Consider the following 24,472-nt stretch of genomic DNA (forward strand, 5'->3'; position numbering starts at 1 on the left):
CGGTTGCAATAAATCGGGCTTTTCCTATCTGATTTTACTCTATCGGTGTTCCTCTTAATTTTTTAAAGGCTTCATAAGTCTTGTCCACTTTTTCTTTTGGAGTAGTCTCAAACTCTTTGTCCGTCACCTTGTAGTATGCTTGTAAACTATCCAGTTTATCATGCATGGCAACAATCACCTCTTTATATTCTTCGTCATTGATGGCATTATGTAATTCTTTAGGGTCCTTCTCCAGATCGTAGAACTCCCAGTCATCAATATCATCATAAAAATGGATAAGCTTGTACCTGTCTGTTCTAACCCCATATTGTCTTTTGACCATATGAAAGGCAGGGAAATCGTAATAATGATAATAAACAGCATCCTTAAAATCATCTTGAGTTCCATCCAATAGTTCCCTAAATGATTCTCCCTGCATGTTGACGGCATATTCCTGTCCGCCCGCCAAATCCAAAAACGTCGGGGCAAAATCTAAGTTCTGTACCAATGCTTCGATATTAGTCCCAGGTTCGATAACCCCAGGCAACTGCATCAACAACGGCATTTTCATCGATTCTTCGTACATAAACCGCTTATCGAACCAACCGTGTTCGCCCAAATAAAACCCTTGATCAGAAGTATATACCACCAAGGTGTTCTCGTCCAAGCCGGTTTCCTCCAAGTAGTCCAAAATCCGTCCTATACCCTCATCAACCGATTTTACGGTGGCTAAATATTCATGTAGGTACCGTTGCCCCTTCCATTCCGCCAATTCCTTTCCATGAAGGTCGGCTTCATAAAAGGCATTGTTTTTCGGTAGATAGGCTTCGTCCCAAATTTTTCGTTGTTCTGGGGTCATCCGCTCAAAATCGGTTGTCCATGGATTATGGGCCAAATTGGTACTTCCTGGACCATCGCTCATTTTTAGGTCATGCCCTTCATACATATCCTTATAAATGGTCTGTTGTTGCTCGGCAGCGGCCCTTTGGTTTTCAAATTCAGGAAAATAGGTGTCGGGCAAGGGAAATGTGATGGAATCGTAAACATTCAGATGGCGCAGGGCTGGCATCCAATTCCGGTGAGGGGCTTTGTGATGCACCATCAAATAGAACGGCTTTTTATCATCTTTTCTTTGTTGGAGCCACTCCAAACTTTTATCAGTAATCAAATCCGTGGCATAGCCTTCGACCACGGTAGTGTCTTCCCCTTGGATAAATTCAGGATTATAATAGTTCCCTTGATCGTTGAGAATATCCCAATAATCAAACCCAGTTGGTTTTCCGTGCAAGTGCCATTTACCAACAATGGCGGTCTCATACCCTAGCTTTTTCAAATGTTTTGGTAAGGTGGGTTGACTGTTATCAAACCGTTCACCGTTCATTCGAAACCCGTTGATATGACTATGTTTTCCTGTCAATATAACCGCTCTACTCGGCCCGCAAATGGAATTGGTACAAAAATTATTCTGAAAAATAGCCCCATTCTTGGCGATTCTGTCAATATTCGGGGTCGGTGCCAATTTTCCCAATTCATGGTTATAGGCACTGATGGCCTGATAGGCATGATCATCCGACATTATAAAAATGATGTTCGGTGGATCCTGAGCAACTTCTTCTTCAGGTTTGTCTTTTTGCTTACAAGAAACAACAAATAATAGTCCAAGAAGTGTTAATCCAATACGCATGTTGTGATATTTTATTTTAGTGTGAATGTTTCCGAAAGATCAGCATCGGAATCGGTTCCAACAAACACTTCGAATTCACCTGGCTCAGATACAAATTCAAGCTGGGCGTTGTAGAATTTTAAATCGTCTGCCGAAAGTGTAATGGATACCTCCTTGCTCTCTCCTTTTTTAAGCATCACTTTCTCAAAACCCTTCAACTGGCGTTTTGGCGGTGTAATACTTCTTACCACATCCCGCAAATACAATTGAACCACTTCTTCCCCATCGAAATCTCCTGTATTTTTTACAGTTACCGTAGCTGAGATTGATTCACCCTGAGCTATTTCTTTTTTGTTCAATTTGAGGTTCCCGTACTCAAATGTAGTATAGCTCAAACCATACCCAAAAGGTAAAAGTGGTGCATTGGGCGCATCCAGATAATTGGAGCGGAATTTTTGAAATTCGCCACTTTCCGGTGCAGGTCTTCCGGTAGCTTTTACGCTATGATACACAGGAATCTGTCCAACATTTACAGGCCACGTAGCGGTCAACTTTCCAGATGGATTGTAATCCCCAAAAACCACATCGGCAATGGCGTTTCCTGCTTCCACACCCGGGTGCCAAACCTGCAATATAGAAACCGGTAAATCCAATTCTTCGGGAATTGTCAACGGTCTACCGCTCATTAAGACAAGTGCTACGGGCTTTCCTGTGTCCACCAATGCATTTATCAATTTCTTTTGACTATCTGGAATGGCAATATCGGTCCGACTGGATGATTCTCCGCTCATTTCTGTGGCTTCACCAACGACCGCAACTACCACATCCGAAGTTTTTGCCAATTCCACAGCTTCTTGAAGCATTTCTTCAGGGGAACGCGTATCGATTACGATTCTTTCCCCGAGTGAATTCACATTCTTGGCAAAATCCACATCATCGGAAATATTGGCGCCCTTGGCATACTCAATTATAGCGTTTGATGCCACGTTCTTAAATCCTTCCAAAATGGTCACCGCCAGATTAAAATCCCCAGTCGGAGCCCATGTCCCGAGCATATTTTCCCTACTATCGGCCAAAGGTCCCACCAACGCGATCTTGCCTTGTTTGTTTAGGGGAAGAATATTGTTGTGATTTTTTAGCAATACGAAGGAACGGGTAGCCAATTTACGCGCCAAGGCCCGGTTATCCTCTGTCAATATATCCTTTTTAGGGCGTTTGGCATCCAAATATTTGTAGGGGTCATCAAACAATCCTGAAATGTATTTGGCCTCCAAAACCCTGCGACAGGAATTGGTAATATCTAGTTCAGTAACTTTCCCTTCATCCAGGGATTTCTTCAAAGTGGTCAAAAAACCTTCACCTACCATATCCATATCCAATCCTGCTTTTAACGCTAAGGCGGAAACTGCTTGCAAATCACCCAATCCGTGGGGAATCATTTCATTGAGAGAGGTATAGTCTGATACTACAAACCCTTCAAATCCCCATTGGTCCCGCAATAAATCGGTCAATAGCCATTTGTTCCCTGTAGCGGGTACGCCGTCCACATCATTGAAAGAACTCATCACGCTGGCAGCCCCTGCATCGATGGCAGCCTTGTAAGGCTGCATATATTGGTTGAACATTTTGATTTTGCTCATGTCCACTGAATGATAGTCCCTTCCGGCCTCAACAGCTCCGTATAGCGCAAAGTGCTTTACACAGGCCAACATGGTATGGGCCGCTGCAAGGTCGTCCCCTTGATATCCGGTTACCATGGCCACAGCTATTTTTGAACCAAGATATGGGTCCTCTCCCGCCCCTTCGGAGATTCGCCCCCAGCGGGGATCACGGGCAATGTCGACCATTGGGGAAAAATTCCAGTTGATCCCATCTGCGGTTGCCTCGCGTGCAGCCATTTGAGCGGCTTGTTTTACCAAATCCATATCCCAACTGGCAGAAAGTCCCAACGGAATTGGGTATGTGGTCTTATACCCATGGATAACATCCGACCCAATAAGCAGTGGTATGCCCAATCGGCTATCGTTTACCGCAATTTCCTGCGCTTTCCTAACCCTATCCGGGCCTGCTACACCAAAAAGGCCTCCTACTTGCCCGGACTTTATTTTTGAACCTACATCTTTACTGACCACTTCCCCAGTGGCCACACCGCCCCCAGGCGTTAATAGATTCAACTGACCTATTTTTTCTTCAATGGTCATTTTGCCCAATAGTTCTTCCACTTTAGGGATTCTTTCTTGTGCCCTGGTGCCAAGAAAAGAAAGCCCGATTAGGGCGAATAGGAGATTTTTATAGTACATGATCAGGTTGTTTTGAGATTTTGTTTATTCTGATTTTACAATGGGAGTCCTTTCGGAAATGCCATTGTTGTTGAATGCTTCGATTTGAAAATAATAGGTATCGGTACGGTCCATTCCTGAAAAATAATACTCGTTTGTACCATATATCATGATGCTTCCGTACAGCTTGTCCTCATCTTTGCCAAAATAAATGACGTAACCATCCGCTAAATCATTTCGTTTCCATTTTAGCCATGAGTTCCTACGCTCACCAAACTTTTCCTGTTGTGCCCGTAAGACCACAAATTGTTCCACAGGTTCTGGTTTTGCCCCACTTCCTTTTCCAAAAACTCGGAAACCGCTCAAGGCAAATTTTCCGGTTGGCATTTTAATATTTTCCAGTTTCAGGTATCGAGCCTTGGCCGGTTTTTCAAATTCGATATAATCATGGGGCACATCGGTCTTGTTATTGCTCTTATCGACCAAAACGGACCATTTTTTGCCATCATTGGAGCCGTAAATCTTGTATTGATGGTATACGCCTTCTGATTTCTCCAAAAACTCTGCATCTTGGTCCGCATAATTGATTTGTATGGCGTTAATAGTAGATATCTCACCCAAATCTGTTTGAAAATATTCTCCTTTATCAGCAGTTTCAGCACTCCAGTAAGATCTCATATTTTCATCTACTGCATTATTGGGCTTGTAACCGCCCAATGTGGATGAAACAGTTACGGGCTTATTATAATTCAGCAACATCCAACCCGTAAATAGTCCTTCTATATGGTCGGCATCATTCTTTGGCAAATAAGTGGGGTAATCCCCGTAGGCAGTATTGCAGTACATCACATCGTCTTGATCAAAGCCGGCGGGCCAAATCCCCAGTCTTCGCTCAAAACTGTTCTTATTGTTCAAGATAATGGTAGATACATGCCACCAATTGCCAAAATTGTCCTGATAGGTTGCTCCATGGCCAGCGCCCCTTGCGAACCCACCAGGTTTATAGGAAAACGGATTGTGTTTTTGATAGGCATACCCCTCCAATGGGTTGTCACTGACATATACTCCATCTGCGTAACCACTAAACTCGGTTCCTGGAGCACCATATTGCAAATAATATTTATCGTTGTGTTTGGTTACCCTTGCACCTTCCATAAAAGGTTGTAGAAAAGTATTGTCGTTATGTTCGCCAAAGCGCTCCCAGCCATGATCTTCGGGAGCCAATTGCATCAGTGGTTTTACGTAACCTTCGGATTGCATGGTTTTGGTATTGATCTCGGTTCCCAAAAGCGGATAAAGGTTACTGGACCCCCAATAGAGGTATAAATCGTCGGTTTCTTCCTCATACAAAAATGCGGGGTCCCATGCCCCAACTTTTAGGGAATCGACTGCAATTTCCCAGTTATCCTTCGTGGGGTCCTTACTTTTCCAAAGAGAGAATGCCGGACCATGGGTAGAGCCTATCAAATAAAGTTCATCCTTCATCACAAAAGCCGCAGGGGCACATAATTCATCATAAACCTTGTTGCGTTCCCTCAAGAATTTACGCGGGATAAATTTCCAGTCGTACATATCATCGCTCCACCAATATCCCCATTGATTGGTCGAAAAAAGAAAATATTTCTCTTTAAAGTTTACAATGACGGGGTCCGCCGTTGCCCTATGTTTACCTTGTGTTGCAAAATTGGGTATGGGCGTATACCCATAATCAATATTGATAGGGTTGCAATAGGTTTTTTGCTGTGCCGATATCATCTGTATTGAACCCAGTACAGTTAAGGCTCCCAGACATATGGACAAGATCTTATTCATTTTAGCTAATGCTTTTTCTGATGTGAGAACAACCATGGCAACAAATCAGGTTCTGCAAATGCTGGGTCCCAGCTATTATGATTGGCAAAATCGTACATGGTGAATTTTGGATATACCCCTGCTTTTAAAAGTGCGGAGACCATTTCCAGGGATTGTAATGGATGTACCACATTGTCCTGAGCTCCGTGAAAGACCCACAATGGGGTATTTTGGGCATAATTGGACACGGATTCCGGTTCACCTCCGCCACAAATAGGAATAGCCGCCGCGAACGTGTGAGGTTTTCTACTCAATAATTCAAAGGTTCCCATACCTCCCATGGACAGCCCCATCAAATAAACTTGATTATCGTTGGTGTATGGTTCGGCAATCGTTGTTTCCAGTAACTCCATTACCATTTCCAATGGTTTAGTAGGGCCTTCGCCATATTTAAAATCCAAGTTGATGGGATATGAACTTCTGTCCACATCTACACTTGCCCAATAACTATCTGTTGGGCACTGTGGAAAAATTACCACAGCTGGATATTTTTCCTGTAAATAATCCGTCGCGAAGAGTTTGCCTCCGTTCCACAATTGCTTTTCATTATCGTTACCTCGCTCTCCGGCCCCATGAAGAAAAAGGACAACAGGATAATTCCCGTCTTCTTTAAAATTCTTTGGATACATAATGCGATACCTTAAAGTATCATTCCCATCAATCAACATTTTCGCTTCATATTTGGACTGCCATTGTGCAGAAACCAAAGTACAAGCAAGGAACATCAGAAAAAATGATAATTGTTTTGTCATATCAAAATCCAAGTTTGGTCAAACCATTTTGAACGTCTTCGTTACCCATGAACAAATCCCAAAGCAATCCGGTTCGATAGTTTTCAATCATAATGATTTGCGGACCTTGGTCTATGGCCAAATACGCTTCAGCCACCCAATCATATTCTGGGCTAAAGGCATCGTAAAAACCGGCAGGTCCAAACAAATCTGCTCTATTTCTATAAAAATAATGCATTGCGGCAAGAGATTCGTCCGGGGCGTAAGGAATTGAGCTTATGGCTGCCGTTGGTGAGATAACACCTGTATCGTTATTGGGACTATGGGCATTGTATCCTATGCTTCCATCATTGTTTCTTGAGTAACTCGCTGTAAGTCCCCAACAATCTTCTCCGTAATCTTGATGAAATCCGGGATTTGCCACACAATATTCATAATTGATCATGGTGTGATTTACGTTTACATCCCAATAATTGACATACTCATCGGAGAGGTTGCGTGGATCTAATCCCAAATATGAGTAGTGCGCCCAAAATAAGGGTCCGCCGAACTGCTCCGCTCCATTATGTCTCACCAAAAGTGGATAACCGTACTGTGTGTTTCCCGATTGGATTCCACCGTTTGATGCCCAACCGTTAGTATATACTTCTTTATCAATGGTAAAATCCGCAGAAGCAGCGGCCATTATATAGGTAATCAATACCTCGTTGTACCCTGTTAGAGGCATATTGATAGCGAAGTTATGATTCGGGCTCCAGTGCCAATACAACACATTTTGATTTTGTGTATACCAATCCCACTCGACTCCTTTCCACAAATCATCTGCCTGTTGGGCCAGTGCTTGTTCTATGTCCGTCCCATTTTTGAAATATTCCTTTATACAAACCAGACCCTGCGCTAAGAAGGCGGTCTCTACCAAATCACCTCCATCATCCAAGTCACTAAATGGGATAACGGACCCTGTAGCACCGTTCATCCAGTGTGGCCAAGCCCCATGAAAGCGGTCTGCATTTTCAAGAAAATCTAATAAAGTATTCAAACGGTCAACGGCTTCAGCCCGAGAAACAAATCCTCTTTCAATGCCCACCAAGATAGCCATAAGTCCAAACCCAGTGCCGCCTGCCGTTACCACTCCCTCACTATTTGCGGGGTCGTTGGGATGATATCTTTCCCTTGCCCCACCGGAGTTGGCGTCGGCATAATCCCAGAAATATTTAAAAGTTTCCTCTTGGGTCAAATCAAGTAATTCCTCATCGGTGATGGTAGGCTCCTCCTCCTCTTCGGAACCACTTCCTGGCAATTCCGGCTCTGTTGGGATATACGTATAGTCATCCCCTCCCCCACAGGAAATCATCAGGCTGGAAAATAGCAAGAGGTATATTGTTTTCTTAATCATCTGTATTTGTAATCTCAGGACTTTCAAAACCCAAATTTTTCAATCCTTTCTGGACATCTTCATTGGCCATGAACAGCTTCCAGAACAATCCGCTCCTATAGTTTTCTATCATTACAGGAATTGGACCTTGATCTATGGCCAAGTATCTTGGCAAGTACCAATCGTCTTGCATGCTAAAAGCATCATAGGGTCCGTATTTTCCAATGAGACTGTCCTGCTCATTATACATATATCTCAGAAACCTTTGGCTTTCATCTGGTGTGTAGGGCATTGAAGACAGCGCTGCCGTAGGGGAAATCACTCCTAGGTCTTCTCCCGGGCGATGGCCGGCATATCCATTAATGGAATAGCTGGAAGTGAGGCCCCAACAGTCTTCTCCATACCCTTCATAATTCTTCGGATTGTCCACGCAATATTTGTAGTGGATCAATGCGTGGTTTTTATTGAGTTTCCAATAATCACCAAACTGGTCTTTGAGTCCTTTCGGATTTAGGCCCAAATAGGAATAATGTGCCCAAAATAAGGGTCCTACGGGGGCATCACTATGTTCGTAATGGTTCATTTCCGTTTCCAGACCATAATAGGTAGTATCTTTGGTAATAGCTCCATCTACTCCCCAACCTTTTTCATAAACCGATTTTTTTATTGGGTGTGTCGGAGAGGCTGCCGCCAACACATACATGATCAAGGCTTCGTTGTAACCGCCTACGGGAAAGTTCATTTCCCATTGGTATTCGGGGCTCCAATGCCAATATAGCACATCTTCACCGTTCTTGGTGTACCAGTCCCACTCTACTTCTTCCCATAGCTCTTGGATTTTTTGGGCCAATTGCTGTTCACGTTCATTGCCATCCTTAAAATAGGCTTTAACGGTCAGCAACCCTTGGACCAAAAAAGCGGTCTCTACAAGGTCACCACCGTTATCCTTTTTGCTGAAGGGAGTCACTTTTCCAGACGGCAACAACCAGTGTGGCCATGCTCCGTGAAAACGATCTGCCTTCTCCAAAAAGTCAACGATTTTTTCATAGCGTTCCAAGGCCTGTTCCCTAGAGATGAAATCTCTTTCTACACCCACCAAAATGGCCATCAGTCCAAAACCTGAACCACCTGTTGTTATAATATTCTTATCATGGTTTGGATAAACGTCATCCATGTGGATACGTTCCCTGGCCAATCCAGAAACCGGTTCTGCTCCATCCCAAAAGTAGTTGAAGGTCTGGTACTGCACAGAGTCCAGCAATGCTCCATCGGTATAGGCAAGGCTATCGATGGTGCTTTCAGGGGTTGATTCTTTGCTTTTTTCCTTAGTTTTTTGGCCATTGCACCCTACTAAAAGGGCGGCAATGGCCAATGGTAATACAATTAACCTCATAAAAATAACTAAACTAACTAATCAAATATTTTGATGCGCTACATATAGTAACCCATTAATTGTTCATGACTTCCTGTACCTCTTCTTGGGTAAGGGATTTATTATAGAACCGTAGTTCATCTATCTGACTTTCGTCCGATAAATGGCCCCACTCCGTAAATGTTGGTGCTCCGGAACCTATACTGAAGAAATCACAATCGGACCAATCGATACCTGATATGGTATTTTGCCCCACTGGTTCACCATCTATATAAACCACAGCATTTGAACCGGAAATTGTAATGGCCAAGTGTATCCAATCTGTAGCAACCAATGGGTCAACGTCGGCGTTTTCTCCACCATCTACCCATGCATCTGCCGTGCCATCACCTACATTTAGCTTGAAGCGTTGCATTCCGCCTACATTCTCCCTAAAGAAACGGAACCCGCTGGTTCTAAGGTTCTGAACTTCTGGATAGCCTGCATTTTCGGTATCCTCGGGTCCTGTTATCAAAATACCTGCGTTATTTTCGGTCACATTCATTTTATACCACATGGTGGCACTGAAGTTGTCCGATGTCAATCCCTGTGTAGGGAATGTCAAATACGAATCTACAGCTCCGGCGTAGGCATCTGTGCCTTCTACACTTTCTCCCGCAAACCCTGGGTTTCCAACTTCGGTGGCCTCAGTTTCCCTGAACATTTCCATGTAGTCTCCATCAAAAGGCATATAGAAGAATTCACCGTCAAAAGTTGGAGGGTATGATGAAACAAATTCTCCTGAATCATCGGCCATAATAGTTTGAATTTCTTCTTGGGTGATTGCCCGATTAAAGATTCTAAGCTCATCCATCAAACTTTGGTCGGATAGGTGGTTCCACTCTGTAAAGTTGGGTGCCCCGGACATTATGGACAGTACATTGCAATCAGTCCAATCGATGCCTGGAAATGCGTTTTGGCTCACTACTTGTCCATTGATGTAGACAACAGCTTCCGAACCTGAAATAGTGAATGCCAGATTGACCCACTCACCGGTAGAAGGATCTACATCCGCCATTTCTCCACCATCAAACCATTCTGCTCCTTCACCATAGCCTGCGGTAAGTTTGAATCTTTGCTCACCACCAGCGTTTTCCCTGAAGAAAGCAAAACCTTTATTACGGTCATTGGTAGTTCCATCGGTCATTGGTGGGCTCATGGTCAAAATACCAGCCCTATCCGGTATGGCATTAATTTTCACCCAGAAAATGGCACTGAACTCAGGGTTTGTCAACCCATCTGTTGGCAATGTTAAATAAGCACCTTCTGCTCCGGCATAAGCTCCAGAACCATTTAGGCTTTCTTCTTCACTTGCAAATGATGGGTCACCAACTACGGTCGGGGTTTGGAAAGAAATTAGATCTATCCAATCTCCATTGAAGGGCATATACAGTATCTCTCCCTCGTATTTGGGCAAATATGGGGGTTCCTTGGAAAAGTTTACCGTAGCGGAAGTAGACTTTCCATCCAAATCCGTTGCGGTTACGGTCAGCTCATGCTCTCCATCAACCAAACCTTCAAATACCAAATTGTTTACAAGTACCCTACGATAATCCACGAACCCGCCATTATAGGTAGCAATAGTACTTCCATTCATTTGTACGCTGATGGAGCCTACTTCTATATCGTCCGTGACCTGAAAGGAAATCGGCACATCCGTAGTTTCGGCCGGCACCTGAATTACGCTTCCTGCCACCGGAGCACTTATGGTTACCTGCGGTGCGGTTTCATCTACACCGGCATCCACAGCGGTAATGGGGTCAATTCCTTCATTACAGGACACTACGAGCAGTGCCAGTAACATTATTATGGATTTAACTATATGTTTCATCTTGTGTTGTTTATTTAGTTTGTTTAATCGTTGCCGTTACTACCTGTAAGTGTTGGAAGTGCATCCACCTGTTCTTGTGGGTAGGGCAAATAAGCTCTGTCAGCTGTAAATGTTCTACCGTCATAGCTTAGTTCGGAGTAGTTTTCCAAACGGACCATATCATAGTAGCGAATTCCCCATTCCATTCCCAATTCGGCAAACTTTTCGTCCATAACCTGATCAGAGGTAACGCCTGACAATGAAGACAATCCTGCTCTAGAACGTACCATGTTGACGGCCTGATCAGCTGTCATTCCAGAACCACTGGCACCTCGGGTCAATGCTTCCGCGTACATCAATAGGATTTCGGCATAACGGATTACGATCATGTTTTTACCTCCCCCATAATCATTTCTTTGATCCGTTAATTGAACGGAAGGAAGGTAATGTTTACCACTTGCAAAACGTGCCCGTGAATAATCGTTTATCTGATCACCATCCCGTGTGGTAATATAGGAACGGTCATCGCTTATTTGGATATCCATAAAAGCTGGCAAATTGGTATAGGCCGGGTCTTCAGCAACTTCCTGTACGCCTCTTGGAGAGAACAATACGCTGGTTTCCAAACGTTCAAAATCCTCGCGATCTAGCATAAACTTGATGAACTTGATGCTGGGCTCGTAAAAGCCCCAACCTGGGGAAGCATTTTCCCTAGCTGGTGTCCAACCAGATGGTCCGAATGGTGCATATAAGTGGTAAAACTCATCACTGGTACTGGAACCATAATCTGAAAACTGAAATTCCATTAGGCTTTCATCGCTCAACTCCCCTGGTTTTTTGAACAAACTGTAGAAATCTGGATACAATGAAAATCTATTGGAGTTGATAATGGCCGCAGATGCATCTGCCATTCCTTGATAATCTTCCAACTCCATCATTGCCATGGCCTTAATGGCGTAAGCTGTATAGCGTGTTACCCCTCCTGGAACATCGGTACGCTCGTTCGGTCTCAAATTTGGCAGCATTGGTATGGCCTCGTCCATTTGATCGGCGATGTACTGCATCATTTCGTTCTTGGATGCCGGACCGTCCATAATCTCTGCGTCAGGCTGGGTAGACTCAATAATGAAAACATTTTCCCAAACCCTTGCCAGGTTAAAGTGCAACCAAGCTCTCATCACCTTTATCTCGGCGATATATTGATCAGCAGTTACTTGATTTTCTTCACTTGCAAATTCCTTGAAGCTCTGAATCAATTCAATTTGAGTATTAAGTGATACCACGTCCCCGTAATGGGCATTCCAAAGTTGATTGAACATCCAATAACCTTGGTTATATATAAAAAGGTCTGCATCGGTTAAACCATCTTGTGCATCACCTACTCCACCTGCATTAACATCATCCCCCCTTACAGATAATAGGATAGGCTCTTCCCAACCACGGGTAGCCATTACGTGATATGACCCTACCAATGCCTGAATCATATCTTCGGTATCGGTGTAGTCCAGGTCATCCGCATTGAGCTGACCTTCCCTGTCTTCAAATTTATCTGAGCATGATTGGACAAAGAGTATCGCAATCAAAACAAATGTTACTTTTAATATTATGTTTTTATAATTCTTCATTGCAATTTCTTTTATAGTTTAACATTAACACCAAAGGTGTAGATTGCTGGAACTGGATATGTTTGGCGATCCACTCCATCCGATACTTCTGGATTGAATCCGTTGTAGCTGAACAATGTCAACGGTCTCTCGGCGGTTAATGTGAATTTAATATCAGGTGCGTTGCCCTTTAGCTTATCGCCTCTTAAGGTGTAAGCCAATTGAATATTCTGGATTCTGAAGAAATCTCCATCCTCTACCCAAAAATTGCTCAATCTCTGGTTCCAGCCATCCCTTAAACCTGCTGATGATGGATAAGTATTACTGGTTCCCTCACCATGCCAACGATTCTTGGCCAAATCGGCATCCATATTGGTATCATTGGTAAACAAAATCTCTCCTCTTTTTCTGTTCAAGATCTTGTTGCCGCTCTGTCCGTAGAAATTCATGGTAAATCCAAAGTCCTTATAATTAAGCCCTATGTTACCCCCGTAAGTGAATTTTGGCAAAAAGGAGCCTAGAACCATTCTATCTTCATCGGTAATGGTTCCATCACCGTTTGCATCGTTATAAATGAGGTAACCTGGCTGAATATCCTGTCCGTTGGCAATTGCATTTTGTGCGACAGGGTCTGCATCAATCTGCGCCTGGTTCTGGTATACACCGGTAGTTTCGTATCCGTAGAACGCATAAAGCGGTTCGCCCACCAACGTTCTTTGACGGAACTCAGCAGAACCTGAATCGATATACCCTTTTTCGTCCTCAATTTGAATGGCCTCGTTCTTTACTGTGGTAAAGTTGGCCCCTACGGTATAGGTGAAATCGGATGTAATTTCATCGCTCCAATTTAATGCCACCTCTACTCCAGAGTTTCGTATGACACCTGAGTTTCTTGAGATTGTCTTGTCTGCTATTGGAATGTAGACGGGCATAATGGCATCTTCGGTATCCCTGATGTAATAGTCCGCCTCTAACGACAAGCGATTATTTAAAACATTCATATTGAAACCAAAGTCCAATTCTTCCACTACCTCCCATGTTAGATCGGTGTAAGTACTTGTTGCCGTAATACCGGTATTTGGGGTATCTCCCAAATCCACAGTTTCGTTCGAAATAGTATTGGCACCGGCACTTGCAGGAACGTTATCGTTACCCAATCTACCCCATGCGGCCCTCAACTTTAAGAAATCAAAGAAGCCTACATTCTCCATAAATGGCTCCTGGGACACTACCCAACCAGCACCTACAGAAGGGAAATAACCCCATTGTTCTTGCGTAAATTTAGATGACCTGTCCGCTCTGAAAGTTCCATAAAGCAGATATCGGTTCTTAAAGTTGTACGACACTCTACCAAAATAGGATTGTCCATAGATTCTACCGTTGTCTTCTTCTACATTATTATTGAAGGATAAAGGATCGGCAAAATCCAGAAACCATGATGTTTCATAATTGATTCCCGCAATGTCGCGACCAGTAGCTTCAAATCTGTTTGATGCTTCGTCCCTAAAGGAAGTACCCGCCATTACCGTTACGTTATGGTCTTCTGCGTAGGTATCCGTATAGGTAAGCACGTTATCCCAAATTTGATTGTAGTAGTTGTTCTGCTTTCTGTTTATATCAGAAATTCGTTGGTCACCATAACCCATATTATAAGGTAGGTTCACATATCTTTCTTCCAAAGCGGAGAAATCCACATTGTAGGTGGTCTTAAACGTAAGCTTGTCCTTTATAAGGTCGGTTTGCAAGTATATGTTAGCCAACAACTTACGTATTTTCAACCTATCGTCATTGTAGACCATATCGGGAAATGGATTCTGTGTGCTCCTATATCCGAATGCTTGTGCATTTGCGTAACGCGTAGGCGTTGCTTCTGTATTTAAATCATCAAACACTGGTAAAATAGGTACGGCAAAATAAGCTTTGAACCATGCAGCATCCTCAGCGTTTTGCTGTGTTGCGTTACTGAACACAGTATTCACCCCTACTTTTAAATTATCGGTAACATCCACATCGAGCTTGGAACGGATATTGAATCGCTCGTACTCGTTGTTCATATCCAACAAACCTTGTTGTGAAAAGTAGTTTGTACCCAAGGAATAGGAAACATTTTCTGTACCACCAGTTACACTTAAACTGTGGTTCTGAATAAGTCCATCGCGGATAATCTCATCGTACCAATCTGTATTTACATTGGGTACGTTTGGATTGACCCTACTTCTACCATAACGCTGCATTGCATTTAAGATAAACTGAACATCAGCTGATGAACCAGATTCCACGGCCATGGTCACAAATTGCTCGGCGTTGGCCATTTGCAACACATTTTGCGCACGTTGTATACCTGTATAACCGTTATACTCTATAGTAGGCTTCCTGTTTTTTCCTCCAGATTTTGTTTCGATGATGATTACACCGTTCGCTGCCCTTACCCCATAAATAGCAGAAGAAGAGGCATCTTTCAAAACGTTCATCGACTTGATATCGTTCGGGTTCAAAAAGTCTATATTGTTGTAGAACATACCATCAACAACATATAAAAGACTGGTAGCATCGGAATATGTACCCAGACCTCGAATCCTAACCGTAGGTGATGCTCCTGGGGAACCTGGCGTTACAATTTGTACACCTGCAACCTTGCCCTGTAAAGATTGTACGGGGTTGGCGGAAGGTGTTTTTTCAATTTGCTCGGCATCCACTGTGGCAATGGAACCTGTTAAATCTGCCTTCTTCTGGGTACCATAGCCGACCACAACAACTTCATCTAGACTTTGTGTGTCTTCCTGCATCGTCAAGTCGATAGTTGTTCTATTATTAATAGGTATGGTTTGAGAAGTAAAACCTACATAACTAAACACCAACGAACCATCTCCCGGAACGTTGTCCAAGGTATAGTTTCCATCAAAGTCCGTTTGTATTCCTGTTGTAGTACCCTCAAGCACTATACTTGCCCCAGGCAATGGTTGCCCTTGATCATCGGTTACCGTTCCCGAAATCGTTATATTGTTTTGGGCCAAAACGACGGCCTGAAACAATAAAAATGACATTAGCAAAAGTTTGCTTTTAATTTTCATAATTGTGCAAAAATAGAGTTAGATTTTTACTAAATTAATAAAGAGTGTGCCGATAGCAGGCTGATTGGAATACATAATAAATACATCATTTTTAAAATGCTTTGAAACCCTTGTTTCACAGTGTTTGCAGTATCCAACACATGTTTTGATGTAAAAAATATTAACATAGTGATGTAGTAATGATGTAATCTGCTTTAGAACTTTTAATAAACTTCTTGGAGCGTTTTTAAACTCTTAAAAAGTGATAAGAAAGTTGGAAAGGTTGTCCGAGCTATCCATATCTAGCTTTTTCCTGAGACGGTATCGATGTATTTCTACCCCTCTAACCGTTATGCCCATCAACGGTGCAATTTCCTTTGTAGAAAGATTCATTTTTAGGTAAGCACACAACTTTAGGTCTTTTGGGGTCAAGGAGGGGTAAGACTTCAATAATCGCTCAAAAAAATCTTGGTGCAATTCCTTAAAATTGACCTCGAACCGTCTCCAATCTTCGGTATCCTCTATGGAACTGTTCAGTTTTTTGATAAATGTTCGGTATCGCTGTGAATTGGAAAACTTATCCTTGTTCATAATAAGCATATTCTTCAATTCCAGTATCATTTCATTTTTTCGTGCAATGTTCAATGTGGTGCTAGCCAATTCATTCTGCTTTTGCTTCACTTCTTTGGCCAGTTCTTCTTTTTCCATCTTGGCCATCCTCTCCTGCTGCTCGTGATGTAAACGTTCTTCCAACTCCCTATGCTTTCTTTCCAATTTTCTCCTATTGTATCTTCTCACCAAATAAATTGCAAGAACAGCCAATGCCAAATAAAGAAAAAGACTCCACCACGAAAAAAACCAAGGTGGGGATATAGTGAAATTCAATTGCTTGTATTCAGAAATGCTATTATCCATACCCGAAGTGGCAATTTTGAAAGTATACTCACCATAAGGCAGGTTTTGAAAATTGATGGCCCCACTCTCCACGTATTGCGAATATTCCTTTGGCCCTTCCAACCTATAATAATAATGGGGATATATGTATTCTGGTGATGCTACCTCGATGGTTATGGATTGGGAATTTCTAAAAGGAATGTCTATGCTGTTCCCCTGTACCGAATGCTTGCTCTCTTGATCTTTTAAAACTATAAAACTCGGAACCGGAAGCTCTTCTTGCCCGGATATTCCCTTTAACCCTGGTGCATTAATTTTGGCAAATCCGTCTATAAGGGTAATGTAGGATGTACTGTCATTCACCTTTACCAAATTTTGGGAATCAGGTGCCAATCGCTCTCGCAGCGGCAAATCTGTAAGCATTAGACTGTCTCCCTTCAAATCTGTATAAATAATGGCTTTCTGTTCATCATCGTCCACAAACCAAAAATATTCTTGATCAAAAAACAGCAGTTCCTTGTTTTTATAATCTTTGAATTCCTCAAATTTTTCAATTTTGTCGCCAATCGGGTTGTAGGCATACCAATTCCCTTCACTATTAAGTACAATATGGTTCTTTATATTATAGAGCTTTACATTGTACTCGCTTGGGGCCTCTTCTTGGTTGAACTTCTGGATTCTATCTACCTTATTGTATTGGGCTTCATTAAAATGAATTCTAGAGAATCCTTTATACGGATGCGCCGTCCAAAGTATGCTTGGTGTTTCAAAGCATAATTGCTTCACTGGTTCATCCATCCCTTCTATCTTAACTACTTCCCAAGTTTCATCATCATGTTTTGTAAACATGGCCACACCATTATAGGTTCCTTGGACATAGGTAGATTTTCTATCCGGTACTTTTATCATCTGATAACCACCGGCAACTTCGCTAATCAGTTCAAAACTGTTCTCGGACACCTTGAATGTTCCCCTTGTATGTCCACACAGCAAATCGCCCTCGATTACATCTAGGTCCCACACATGTCCTTGGGAGCCATTAACAAACTTTAGTTCACTACCCTCAAAATAAAAGACCCCTGTATTGCTTCCCAGAAATAATTTACCATTGTACCAAGCGATATCGTAGACCATGCCTAACAATCCTGTATAATCTGTAAAGTACGTTATAGGATTGGTAAGCCTCACCCGAGCTAATCCATTGTCCAACCCCAACCAGAGTAAATCTTTGTACAATAATGAAGAAAGCACCGTGTTGTTCTGAAGACCGGATTCACGATTTAAAATACTGTACTTGCCCGTTTCGGAACTGTAGAGATACATGCCGTTTTTAATGGTCCCAAAGCCTAGCAGGTTTTCTCCCAAAAGGGTTATTTTGTTCAGTTGGTGATCCTTGAGCTCTTCATTTATAGCTGTTTGCCAAGGAGTCAAGGTGGTTCCATCATACAAAAAACAGCCGCTTAGTTTGGTGCCCACCAGCAAGTTACCTTCAAAAATAGCTATGTCGTTAATGGTTTTCCCCACCAATAAATCTTGATCGGACAATGGCTCATACGAATCCCCTTTTACTTCAAAAAGTCCTACGGAACCACCGGCCACAATCAATTTTCCATTAAATTCGATAAGGTCGGAAACCACAAAGGGAGGATCAACAACTGTTATCTTATCTCGTGAATAAGAATAAATTGCAGAAAAAGAACGGAACATTACCCTGCCATCCGAAGAAGGGAAAATTTCCCAAAATTCTTCACTTGTAAAGGTATGGTCCTTAATAAGGTGCGTCAATGAAGTATAACCCAGTTCACCAAACTCATTTTTGGTCCAATAGCCAAATTCTTCGTAAGACCCCGTGTACACCCGGTCCCCAATACTTTTAACCGACCTGATTATGGTATTGTTGGGCAGTTTGTTCAACGTCCATTGTTCACCGTTATAATGAAGTAGCCCTTTGTTGTTCGCCACGAACAACTCCCCATTTTCATTGATGGAAACATCCCAATTTTTTGTGCCTCCCTTATAATCCAGTAACTGATAATTTTGGATAGGTGGCAACAACTGTTGTCCACTGACTGATAGACAGACCAATAGAAACACAATTGATGTAACCCTGAATATAATCGGCATTCTCGTTAATTTATCTGGTAAAGTTCCTTCTAAACAATGAATTTACAAAACTGCCCTTTGAAATATAGCTTACCTAAACAATACCTCTATATTACAATTTTATCGTCCTAAATGTTAAATTGATTCTTGGAGCGCCTATCTTTTTTGTTGGCGGCAAACGGTGAAGCCAATGTGTTTGCGTTTCACCCTTCATTACCAGCAAACTTCCATGATCCAACCATAACTCTACCTTTTCTTTGGTTGTTTTGTGTTTAAATGCGAATTTACGTTCTGCTCCAAAGCTTAAAGAAGCAATAGCACCGTTGGGTTTAAGTTCCCTTTCATCATCAGTGTGCCATCCCATCCCCTCTTCTCCTGAATGATATAAATTGAGCAAACAGGAATTATAAGTCTCATTTGTTCGGCTTTCGGTCAGGTTTTTAAGTTCCATTAGCTCGGGAGTCCAGAACAATGCCTTTTTAGTAGTATTGGAATAGGTATACTCAAAAGGTTCCTCCCCATACCAACCTACTTTTCGTTTGGTCGTGATGTGCTTGCCGAACATATGTATCTCATCGTGCTCCCAAGAAATCGTATTCAATAGTCGTTCAAAGTAAAAATCGGCCTTTTCCAACTCCACAATAGGACCAAAATAATTGACGGTTCCGTCGTTGGGCAATATATTTTGATTGGGGTCTATCTGATTCGTGAATAAATCCATCTTTTATATTTGGGCCTTCTTAATGGGAAAGCCTTTCTTGACTTTTGGCCAATATCTCCACCACCCGCTCCCTTAGCGCCTCTGGTTCGATTATTTTGGCATAGTCACCAAACATGAGGTACCAACGGGAAAATCCGTTTTTCCAATCCGTGGTCATGAACGTCATTTCAACTTCTTCTCCCTTTATCTCGATGGAAACTAATCCATAATGTTTGGTCTGTCCTTGAATATACTTGGCCACGGATTTCTCTACCAATATTTTTACTTTGGTTTTTGAAACCTCCTCTTTTTTGCTCCTGTGCTCGTCAATAGTGCCATGCTCCAGTAAAAAATCAAGCGAGGTTCTTGCTATTTTATGGATTCTATCGGTTCTAAAATGGCGATAATCGGTACGCAGATGGCAATAACCCAAAATGTACCAAAATCCGTTTTCATTAAACAGCCCTACGGGCTCAATGTGTCGTTCCAATGGTGTTTCTTCCCGTAATGATTCATATCTCAAAAATACTTGTTTCCGTTCTGCAATGCTCTCGAACAGAATCTCAAGGGCATTGGGCACTTTATCGTTGAACAGAACCTGCCCGGGCACTATGGACACTTGGGATTCCAATGCTTCCACCCAGTCCTTTTCCTTGCCCCGCAGAACCGATTTTAGTTTAAACATCGCAGACTCGTAATAAGCGCCAAGAGACTTATCCGTGAATTGCTGCATCAATTTTTCGGCCGCTACAAAACTTCCCGCCTCCTCGCGGGTAAACATTACCGGAGGCAATCGATATCCCTCCATGATGGAATATCCTACCCCGGCCTCACTAACAATGGGAACCCCGGAGGCCTCAAGGGTCCTGACATCCCTATAAATGGTGCGCAAGCTCACCTCAAAGCGATCCGCAAGTTCCTGCGCTTTTACAATCCGCTTGGTCTGCAACTGTATTAAAATAGCAACTATCCTATCAAAACGTTTAACGGTATCCATTCCCATAATTGCGTGAGCTATCTCCCAAAGATAGGATTTCAATCCGTGGATGGAAGATGTTTTCCTGCTCATATTATATCATTTATATGCATTGTCTCCATCAAAATTATTTGGAACATATGACAGCAGTTTGTCAACAGTATTTTTTTTGAATTCAATTTTTACTACTGACACGGGGCTGTCACACCCCCCTTCTAATTTTGTTTTCAGAAACAATAAACCTTTAAATCACAATTACATGGAAAACACCATTAATGAACAGACAACGAGACAAGTAATGACACCTGAACAGTTTTTGGAACAATACCAAGGACACAGAAGACTTACCCGAAGGGTTATCGAGGCCTTTCCTGAAAAAGAGTTTTTTAATTACAGTATTGGAGGGATGCGTCCTTTTGCTGAAATGACCAAAGAACTTTTTGCCATTGCCGTTCCTGGACTTACTGAAATCGTATCAGGAAAAACCGTTGAATTTGACGAACATCGTGACTACGGTAGCACCAAAGCCGATTTTTTAAAAAAATGGGACCAGGACACCGAAGAAATCAATAAGCTTTGGAGTCAAATAAGCATCGAGAGATTCCAAGAGGAGATAAAACTTTTTGGGCAGTATGAAGGTACCGTGTTATCCAGCATACAGTATTTCGTGGATAACGAGATTCACCACCGTGCGCAAGGTTATGTTTATTTACGTGCCCTTGATATTGAACCTCCTTTTTTTTATGACCGAAGCTAAATTATGATGACCGTCCATGTTTTTAAGACATCCGTAAAACGAAAAGGAGAAGTGAAACAGCTTCGTCCGTGGCTGAACAGGCTGGTCGATACCAATGGCTGCTGGAATTTTGACCTCGAAGATTGTGACAATATCCTGAGAGTCGAAACCAAAAATCTGAAGGCCCCAATAATTTCCGCGCTCTTACAAAACAATGGTTTTCATTGTGAAGAATTGCACTGAGCAGTAAACAAAAAGCCCCTTTTAAAAGGGGCTTTTAAATTATAGATTAACTTTTCCCTTAAGTTCGTTGAATTGGACCAACAATTCTTGGTAGCGGTCTTTTTCCTCTTGTCCTGGTTCTTTGTCCGCGCTGCTCAAAATGTAGTACAAATACGAAATTTGAGCTACCATAACCACTTCAGGATAGGCTCCTTCATCGTTTTTTAGCTCCTTTAAAACATCTTTATAGGGCTGAAGTTGGGCTTCACTCGCATTTGACTTTTCCAACTCCTTAATCTTCTTTTCTACCTTATCCTGAAATTGTCGTGCTTCCGATAATAAATCAATTACCTTAAACTGAAGTTCTTGTTGCTCTTTCATCTTAGCCAAAGAAATTCCGTCTTCTTCAAGCTTCGGGTCCATGAGCACTTCAAAACTTTTCTCGAGTGATTGCTCACCTACGGTGAGTTTCGCAGTATACGTGCCGGGCAATACCGTAGGTCCATTTCCAAATCTTCTTCTTTTGTTTTGGTCCCAAGCTCCTTTCTGCTGCATGTTCCACTCAAAACGATTGAGTCCTTTTTTAGCTTCCAATTTCTCGTTCATGTACACAAAAGTCATACTGAGGCTCATGTCCTCGACCATCTCCGTAGCCGCCTTCAATTTTGTGGAATCGCTCACAATGGTCGAAACCTCTTTTCCTTGGGCATCCAAAATCTGTAGGCTAATCCCTTCCTCTATATCCGATGGTAGGTAGTAATCAATAATTACGCTGGTTGATGGATATTGCGGGAAATCTGCACCGCCCCATGGAGTTTGGTATCTATAGGTGTCATCAGGTTTAAACAGAACTGGAGTCTCTCCCAATTGCGTGATGTTTTCGTCATTTAAGGTAGTAATCTTGTCCAAAATCCAGAAACCACGACCCATGGTACTTAAAATCAAGTCTCCTCGGAACAAAATGATATCGGTAATCGGTGTCACAGGTAGATTTTGTTGAAAGCTTTTCCATGTTCCTCCATCATCAAAAGAAATAAACATTCCGTACTCGGTACCGGCATACAAAAGTCCCTTACGTACGGGGTCCTCGCGCAACACCCTCGCCGTATGGTCCGATGGTATACCATTGGATTCAGTACTGACCAGCTCCCAGCTTTCGCCGTAATTATCAGTTTTATAAAAATAAGGCGTGGTATCTCCCAACAAATGTCGGTCTACTGCGATGTAAGCCTTTGCAGGGTCAAACTGTGATGGTTCCACGGACTCTACTCTACCGCCTTTTGGCAACTTTTTAGGTGTAACCTTCTTCCAAGTGGCGCCGCCATCTTTCGTGACCGAAATAACGCCATCGTTGGACCCTGTCCATATCACACCTTTGCTAATTTTCGATTCCCTGATGGAATAAAGCGTACTGTAATATTCTTCGCCGGTAATATCCCTGGTAATGGGGTTACCAGAAATCACTTGTTTATCAGGGTCGTTCTCTGTTAGGTCTGGAGATATGATTTCCCAGTTTTTACCTCCATCATTTGTTTTATGTAGAAATTGGGAGCCCATGTACACCACTTCAGGGTCGAATGGGGAAACATGGATAGGTGCCACACGTTGGAACCTATACTTTAAATCTTTAGGATTATGCCCATAAATGTTGGATGCCCCGATGGAATATTCACGGCTCTGTCCTGTTTTTTTACTGTACACGCTAAAGCGTCCCTTACAGTTGTTGTAAACGATATAATGATTGCCCGGCATCGGGATTACAGGCCCAGTTTCACATCCTCCAACATCCATCATTATACTCCCATTGGCGGGAGAAGTTGCCGTAGGCGCCATACTTGGAATGGCTATCGTTGTATTATCCTGCTGTGCTCCATAGACCCAGTAAGGATATTGATCATCCACAGCAACTTGATAAATCTCTGCTGTTGGCTGGTTGTATTGGGTAGACCATGTTTTTCCTCCGTTGTGGGATATATTGGCCCCACCATCATTACATTGAATCAACAGGTCTGGATTATCCGGATTTAGCCAAATATCGTGGTTGTCTCCATGGGGAACACTCATACGTCTCCAAGATTTACCACCATCGATGGATTTTATCAAAGGATTGGCATTGGAATACACAATATCTGGATTGGTAGGGTCCAACTCAATATTGGTGTAATAAAAAGGTCGGTTGACCAGTCTTTCATCATCTGAAACATGCTCAAAGGATTTACCTTGGTCTACGGATTTGTACAATCCCCTATCCTCTCCGGGCGCCTCGATTACTGCATAAAGTATTCTGGAGTCAGATGGAGAAACGGCCAAATCAATCTTACCGATAAGTCCCGTTGGAAGCCCGTCCTCCAATTTCTCCCAATCTTTTCCACCGTTCACGGATTTATAAATTCCACCTTCACTGTTCTCCCCACCTGAATCAATGGTCCAAGGGGTACGTCTTGCTTTCCATGCAGCGGCATAGATGACATTTGGGTTTCCGGGAAGCAATTCCAAATCGGCAAAACCTGTCTCTTCTGAAACAAACAAAACTTTTTCCCAAGTTGCACCTCCATCAGTGGTTTTATATATTCCTCTTTCCTTATTGGACTTAAATGCATTTCCGATGGCGGCTACCCAAACAATATTGCTGTTGGTAGGGTCTATTTCCACGGCACCTATCTGACCTGCATTTTCCAGACCAATGTGTTCCCATGTTTTTCCGGCATCAATGGATTTGTACATGCCCTTGCCTTCGATGATGTTGCTACGGATACCATCGGACCCCGTACCTACATAAAGAATATTGGGGTCGTTAGCTGCAACTTCAATGGCACCGATTGAGGGCGTTTTAAAAAATCCGTCGGAAATATTGTTCCAAGAGGTTCCGTAATCTTCGGTTTTCCAGACACCGGCACCAGTAGCGCCAAAATAAAAAGTACCCGGCAACATGGCTGTTCCGGTAACGGTGGTTACCCTACCTCCCCTAGCAGGACCTATGGTACGGTATTCCAAGGCTTCAAAATCTTGTGCAAAAGTGGCACAACTCAACAAAAATGTAAATAGGAAATAAAAAGAACGATGTTTTAAGGTCATGAGTTAGTTAGAA

At 42.6% G+C, this 24,472-nt stretch carries 15 protein-coding genes; 2 read left to right on the forward strand and 13 right to left on the reverse strand.

Annotation, left to right across the window (positions count from 1 at the left end):
* Positions 1-34: 34 nt before the first annotated feature.
* From GUA46_RS10015 to GUA46_RS10070, 12 genes are all read right to left on the reverse strand, one after another.
* Positions 35-1,663 carry a sulfatase family protein gene (locus tag GUA46_RS10015; RefSeq protein ID WP_176620368.1) on the reverse strand — a complete coding sequence of 543 codons (1,629 nt, stop codon included), beginning with the start codon at positions 1,661-1,663 and terminating at the stop codon, positions 35-37.
* 11 nt (positions 1,664-1,674) lie between these two features.
* Positions 1,675-3,942 carry a beta-glucosidase BglX gene (gene bglX / locus GUA46_RS10020; RefSeq protein WP_176620369.1) on the reverse strand — a complete coding sequence of 756 codons (2,268 nt, stop codon included), beginning with the start codon at positions 3,940-3,942 and terminating at the stop codon, positions 1,675-1,677.
* Between the two features lie 24 nt (positions 3,943-3,966).
* On the reverse strand, positions 3,967-5,733 hold the full coding sequence (locus GUA46_RS10025) for a discoidin domain-containing protein (protein ID WP_176620370.1): 1,767 nt from the start codon (positions 5,731-5,733) through the stop codon (positions 3,967-3,969).
* A gap of 5 nt (positions 5,734-5,738) precedes the next feature.
* Positions 5,739-6,524, reverse strand: coding sequence for a carboxylesterase family protein (locus GUA46_RS10030; RefSeq protein ID WP_176620371.1), 786 nt, complete (start codon positions 6,522-6,524; stop codon positions 5,739-5,741).
* A 1-nt stretch (position 6,525) separates the two neighbouring features.
* Positions 6,526-7,899: a glucoamylase family protein gene (locus GUA46_RS10035; protein ID WP_176620372.1), complete on the reverse strand. Its 1,374-nt coding sequence runs from the start codon at positions 7,897-7,899 to the stop codon at positions 6,526-6,528.
* On the reverse strand, positions 7,892-9,271 hold the full coding sequence (locus GUA46_RS10040) for a glucoamylase family protein (protein ID WP_176620373.1): 1,380 nt from the start codon (positions 9,269-9,271) through the stop codon (positions 7,892-7,894). Before GUA46_RS10040 ends, GUA46_RS10035 begins: the two co-directional genes overlap by 8 nt.
* Positions 9,272-9,326: 55 nt before the next feature.
* Complete coding sequence (locus GUA46_RS10045; protein ID WP_176620374.1) at positions 9,327-11,120, reverse strand: LamG-like jellyroll fold domain-containing protein; 1,794 nt, start codon at positions 11,118-11,120, stop codon at positions 9,327-9,329.
* 23 nt (positions 11,121-11,143) lie between these two features.
* Positions 11,144-12,724: a RagB/SusD family nutrient uptake outer membrane protein gene (locus GUA46_RS10050; protein WP_108244523.1), complete on the reverse strand. Its 1,581-nt coding sequence runs from the start codon at positions 12,722-12,724 to the stop codon at positions 11,144-11,146.
* Positions 12,725-12,735: 11 nt separating this feature from the next.
* On the reverse strand, positions 12,736-15,747 hold the full coding sequence (locus GUA46_RS10055) for a SusC/RagA family TonB-linked outer membrane protein (protein ID WP_417942838.1): 3,012 nt from the start codon (positions 15,745-15,747) through the stop codon (positions 12,736-12,738).
* A gap of 261 nt (positions 15,748-16,008) precedes the next feature.
* Complete coding sequence (locus GUA46_RS10060; protein WP_218109539.1) at positions 16,009-18,771, reverse strand: helix-turn-helix and ligand-binding sensor domain-containing protein; 2,763 nt, start codon at positions 18,769-18,771, stop codon at positions 16,009-16,011.
* A 91-nt stretch (positions 18,772-18,862) separates the two neighbouring features.
* On the reverse strand, positions 18,863-19,471 hold the full coding sequence (locus tag GUA46_RS10065; protein ID WP_176620376.1) for an alpha-ketoglutarate-dependent dioxygenase AlkB family protein: 609 nt from the start codon (positions 19,469-19,471) through the stop codon (positions 18,863-18,865).
* Positions 19,472-19,490: 19 nt separating this feature from the next.
* A complete protein-coding gene (locus GUA46_RS10070) occupies positions 19,491-20,453 on the reverse strand; it encodes a helix-turn-helix transcriptional regulator (protein ID WP_229418498.1) in 963 nt (320 codons plus the stop codon).
* Between the two features lie 232 nt (positions 20,454-20,685).
* On the opposite strand from GUA46_RS10070, the gene GUA46_RS10075 reads away from it, so the two are divergent.
* Both GUA46_RS10075 and GUA46_RS10080 read left to right on the forward strand, forming a co-directional pair.
* Positions 20,686-21,183, forward strand: a complete 498-nt coding sequence (locus tag GUA46_RS10075) for a DinB family protein (protein ID WP_176620378.1) — start codon at positions 20,686-20,688, stop codon at positions 21,181-21,183.
* Between the two features lie 3 nt (positions 21,184-21,186).
* Positions 21,187-21,405: a hypothetical protein gene (locus GUA46_RS10080; RefSeq protein ID WP_176620379.1), complete on the forward strand. Its 219-nt coding sequence runs from the start codon at positions 21,187-21,189 to the stop codon at positions 21,403-21,405.
* 39 nt (positions 21,406-21,444) lie between these two features.
* Here GUA46_RS10080 and GUA46_RS10085 read toward each other — a convergent pair whose 3' ends face one another.
* Complete coding sequence (locus GUA46_RS10085) at positions 21,445-24,459, reverse strand: VPS10 domain-containing protein (protein ID WP_176620380.1); 3,015 nt, start codon at positions 24,457-24,459, stop codon at positions 21,445-21,447.
* Positions 24,460-24,472: the final 13 nt, after the last annotated feature.

The sequence above is a fragment of the Flagellimonas chongwuensis genome (assembly GCF_013376415.1).
GTDB lineage: Bacteria > Bacteroidota > Bacteroidia > Flavobacteriales > Flavobacteriaceae > Flagellimonas > Flagellimonas chongwuensis.